Raw genomic sequence first — 3,443 nt, 5'->3', positions numbered from 1 at the left:
ACAAAGGATTAGTAGATGAATTCTTTATGGATGCTAAAGCATATGGATATGACATGGATAATTTCACCTCTTTTGCTGGTGAAATTGCGCCTGCCTTTGATGCAGTAGGTGGAGGAATACAATGGAAGTTACCAATGTCCATTGAATATTTGGAGGAATTTGGATTTATCAAAGAAATTAAATAAGTAGGAGGTTTAAAATGAATATTAGTGAGTTAAAAACTAGATTGAATGAATTAGGAATAGAAGAACATGAATACAACTTAGGTGATAAATCTATTGGTGAATTGGAATTAGGTATATTAAAAGAAGAAAAAGTATGGAAAGTATATCAATCGTTAGAGAGAGGTGGAATGAATATTATAGATACTTTTGAAAATGAAAATGATGCTTGTGAATTGATATTAAAATATTTGATAATGCGAAAGAATCGAAGAGAGAGAAGAAAATAAATTTTTCTCCTAAAAAATACTCAGTATACCATAAAGCGATAAAATCAATTTATGGTTAATACTGGGTATTTTTTGTTCTGAAATAAAAGATTCAATTTAAAGGTATGATGTTGATTGAGTTGTTTATCTTCGACATATAAGTCGGAAAAGTAAGTCTCAGGATTTATATGAAGATTCAAACGTTGCTAAATTAGATAATTATCAATTAAGTATGGATGAAATTGATGATATAAAAGACGCTATTAGAGAGATAAGTAATACAGGAGGCGAGATTAACTAATGAGTAACTTAATAGATGGTGTTTTAACAATAGGAGGCATAGAGATTAATCCAAATACTACATTGAATGATATAGAAGATGCATTTGGTAAAGCAAATGCTGAAGTAGGAAGACGAACAAATGAGAGAGCAACATTAAGGTTTTCACAACCAGTTAAGTTAGGAAGTAAAAATTTTAGAATTAGCATAGCCTTTAAAAATGAACATATATGGGGCATAGAGTTAATTGTAGATGATCCAGAGATAGACGAACCAATTATGAATGACCATGATTTTTGGCGATATGTAGCTGAACAAAGAGAATGGCTTATTGAGGAATTAGGAAAAAGTGATGGGATACGTGATGATGTTACGTTTAAGTGGGGAAAAATAGGTCCTTGGTTTGATCCGAGATCATTTGGAGCAGGTATAAGTATAATATATTTTCAAAAGTAACAGTATGATGATTGAATAGAGATGACCTCGGTATTGAAGTATTATTCCCTCATAGTATACAGTTGAAAGAAAGTTACTGTTTATTATGGAGGGGATTTTTGATAGGGAAAATTAGAAGAACTTTTTCGATTGATTTTAAAATGAGAGTGATCGAAATGTACTTACATAGAGGAATGGGCAACAGCTTTAAAAGAAACACCTCCCAAAGAAGTAACAGTTGATGTTGAAATAATTTATTCTGGAAATGATAAGCGCCCAAAGAAATTTATAGTTAATTACTCTATTGATGGTGAGCCGGGCTTTGAAGTTATTACAAATTAATCTAAGGAGTGAGAAAGTAGTATGAAAGAATTTGAAGATAAGTTTAGTGAATTACAAGCGGAGATGATCTCCATATGTATGGAATATGTTGAAAATAGGGCTGATAAAGTATATGTTTATGCTTCACGTGAAGAAGGAGTTACTGCAAGCGAATTTTTTTATTTGATTAATGATAAGTACGTAGAGCCTCATAAATTGAATGATGCGTTGGAAGATGGAGATGAAGGATATGATACATCAGCAGAACGAAATTTTATGGTATTAGATATCCTGAGTGAGGATATCGGAAAAATTAAAGCATTGTGCCAAGAATATAAAAGAGATATGCCTACTGAGATGAAATTAATATTTGATGTTAAGAGTGGAAACTTCAAAGCTGAATACAAATATGACTTAGTTTATACGCATGATGATATTAAAACGGCTACTCATATTTTTAATGAGTGGTTTGAGGAAGTAAAAAATAATAACCTTTAAAAGGTTCACAGTAATAGTTATATCTAAGTTGAATGAATAACTCATGATGATTATACCATCATGGAGTACTATGTGTAATGATAGAATAGAAAACGAGGTACGAGATTAGGTGAGATGACGAATTACTAGGCGATGAATATTAATACATGGAATCTATATGAAACTAACCAACTCGTACAAGCTCGTAAGTTTTAACGTATTACTTGTCACGATTTATAAAAGGTGTCATACTGTTACTACAAGACTTACAAAATTAACGATACTTAAAAACAAATGAACTTAAAGCACTTGATTGTCTATGATAGGCAACAAGTGCTTTTTTTATTGATTGGTACGCTTTAACTTCATAAATAGTTGGTAAGTTGGAAGAAGTAGCGGCATTCATGAATAAGTTGCCGGGTAGTATGAAGAATGTCGTGGAGAAGATTAAAAACATTGAGATCCCGAAATTATCCCTTAAACCTTCGTTAGCTGACGTTGGGAATGTAGAAGAAAGAAACACACTTGGTGGAGAGTTATTTTCTGCCGTTAAGAGTGGAACTAAGGGTAAGGGTAATACCGTAAGTGATTATCTTGATGATATAATTATGAACGGGAATGTCGATGCCGCTAAGATGAATAAGCTAAAAAATACTATTTAAAATAATACTTTTAGTGTAGATGAGTTGTCTGATATTAGTAAAAAGATGTCTGATTTAGGCATTACTAAAGAATATAATGAAGCATTAATTAAAATTGATTTTGGTAAGTATCTTAGAGTACTAATAGGTGACCCACCTGTTGCCATGAAAAATCCACATGCACATCATATTTTATTTAAAAAAGGTCTTGATCAGAAGCAACAGGAACTGGTTCGAGAAGGTCAAGGAATATTAAGAAGGTATGGGATAGACCCAATAATTGGTGAAGAAACCCTTGTTTGGGCACCAAATGCTGTAATAGGACAACATAGTTTTGATGCTTTGGAGGAAGTAGTGAATCGGTTAAGAGTTGTTGAAGCAATAGACTGTGACTTTGATAATATTGTTGAAACTCTTAAAGATTTAGGCGACATAGCTAGTACAAGATAGTAGAGATACAGGAGGTAATGTTATGGATGAAAAAAGTTTAAATAAAGCAATAACAAATGCAATTAAAGTTGGTGATATTAATGAAGTAAAACGTTTAATAGGAGATAATCCAGAACCTTTACATTCAATGACACCATTTGGTACGTGGTTACATGTTGCAGCAAAGAAAGGACATTTTGGAATAGTGGAATATTTAATCCATAAAGGAATCGATGTTAATACAAAAGGTGATATATTTGATGCTTCACCTTTAAGATTGGCAGCAGGAGCGGGGCATTTGGAGATGGTAAAGTATTTAATTGAGGCTGGCGCAGAATTAGATGTGAGCTTAGCAAAAAGAAATCCATTATTTGGTGCGATTTATGGTGGACATAAAGAAGTAGCTGAGTTTCTAGTTGAAAAAGGAATAG

The 3,443-nt window shown here is 32.4% G+C and carries 7 protein-coding genes and 2 pseudogenes; all 9 read left to right on the top strand.

All coding sequences use genetic code 11. From position 1 onward, the window contains the following. Positions 1 to 185, top strand: a pseudogene (locus AAIE21_RS29125) (glycohydrolase toxin TNT-related protein); the annotation flags it as partial. A gap of 14 nt (positions 186 to 199) precedes the next feature. Next, on the top strand, positions 200 to 451 hold the full coding sequence (locus AAIE21_RS29120; RefSeq protein ID WP_002161995.1) for a hypothetical protein: 252 nt from the start codon (positions 200 to 202) through the stop codon (positions 449 to 451). A gap of 279 nt (positions 452 to 730) precedes the next feature. Next, a complete protein-coding gene (locus AAIE21_RS29115; RefSeq protein WP_343269861.1) occupies positions 731 to 1,165 on the top strand; it encodes a hypothetical protein in 435 nt (144 codons plus the stop codon). A 101-nt stretch (positions 1,166 to 1,266) separates the two neighbouring features. Beyond that, positions 1,267 to 1,347 (top strand): annotated as a pseudogene (locus tag AAIE21_RS29750) (helix-turn-helix domain-containing protein); the annotation flags it as partial. After that, on the top strand, positions 1,331 to 1,486 hold the full coding sequence (locus tag AAIE21_RS29110) for a DNA/RNA non-specific endonuclease (protein WP_343269863.1): 156 nt from the start codon (positions 1,331 to 1,333) through the stop codon (positions 1,484 to 1,486). The pseudogene AAIE21_RS29750 and the gene AAIE21_RS29110, both read left to right, overlap by 17 nt. Positions 1,487 to 1,507: 21 nt before the next feature. Then, positions 1,508 to 1,963 carry an immunity protein YezG family protein gene (locus AAIE21_RS29105; RefSeq protein ID WP_343269860.1) on the top strand — a complete coding sequence of 152 codons (456 nt, stop codon included), beginning with the start codon at positions 1,508 to 1,510 and terminating at the stop codon, positions 1,961 to 1,963. A gap of 362 nt (positions 1,964 to 2,325) precedes the next feature. Next, positions 2,326 to 2,604 carry a hypothetical protein gene (locus AAIE21_RS29100; protein ID WP_343269864.1) on the top strand — a complete coding sequence of 93 codons (279 nt, stop codon included), beginning with the start codon at positions 2,326 to 2,328 and terminating at the stop codon, positions 2,602 to 2,604. 24 nt (positions 2,605 to 2,628) lie between these two features. Then, positions 2,629 to 3,033 (top strand): type IV secretion protein Rhs, encoded by a 405-nt coding sequence (locus AAIE21_RS29095; RefSeq protein WP_343269859.1) that lies wholly within the window; start codon positions 2,629 to 2,631, stop codon positions 3,031 to 3,033. 22 nt (positions 3,034 to 3,055) lie between these two features. Further along, a partial coding sequence (locus AAIE21_RS29090) for an ankyrin repeat domain-containing protein (protein WP_343269858.1) occupies positions 3,056 to 3,443 on the top strand: 388 nt, incomplete at its 3' end.

This window comes from Paenibacillus sp. 102 (assembly GCF_039549175.1).
GTDB lineage: Bacteria > Bacillota > Bacilli > Bacillales > Bacillaceae_G > Bacillus_A.
The sequence above is the reverse complement of the archived record's forward strand: the minus strand, read 5'-3'. Positions and strand labels throughout refer to the sequence as shown.

What these genes read in the sequence shown, in the direction of transcription:
- AAIE21_RS29115 (WP_343269861.1), top strand. Translation starts at nt 731, where the DNA reads ATGAGTAACTTAATAGATGGTGTTTTAACAATAGGAGGCATAGAGATT.
- AAIE21_RS29105 (WP_343269860.1), top strand. Translation starts at nt 1,508, where the DNA reads ATGAAAGAATTTGAAGATAAGTTTAGTGAATTACAAGCGGAGATGATC.
- AAIE21_RS29120 (WP_002161995.1), top strand. Translation starts at nt 200, where the DNA reads ATGAATATTAGTGAGTTAAAAACTAGATTGAATGAATTAGGAATAGAA.